General features: G+C 70.7%; 1 protein-coding gene. It reads left to right on the top strand.

Annotated elements, in window-relative coordinates; translation table 11 throughout:
- Positions 1-88: 88 nt before the first annotated feature.
- Positions 89-229 (top strand): FAD-binding protein (locus BN358_RS23830; RefSeq protein WP_157593477.1); only part of this gene is annotated, 141 nt, incomplete at its 3' end.

Below are 229 nucleotides of genomic sequence, written 5' to 3'. Positions count from 1 at the left end.
AGGTGCGCCAGACGGCCCTCGACAACTGGATCTTCCAGGGCACGCTCGACGTCGAGCACCTGCCCCAGCCCGAGAGTGAGGTGGCGCTGTGAGCCGCGTGATCGTCATCGGCGCCGGCCTGTCCGGCCTGGTCGCCGCCAACCGCCTCGCCGGCAAGGGCGTGGATGTCACCCTGCTCACCAAGGGCATCGGCGGGCTCCAGCTCGGCCAGGGCAGCATCGACGTGCTC

The organism is Sedimentibacter sp. B4 (genome assembly GCF_000309315.1).
GTDB lineage: Bacteria > Bacillota > Clostridia > Tissierellales > Sedimentibacteraceae > Sedimentibacter > Sedimentibacter saalensis.
This window is presented reverse-complemented; position numbering and strand designations above follow the sequence as displayed.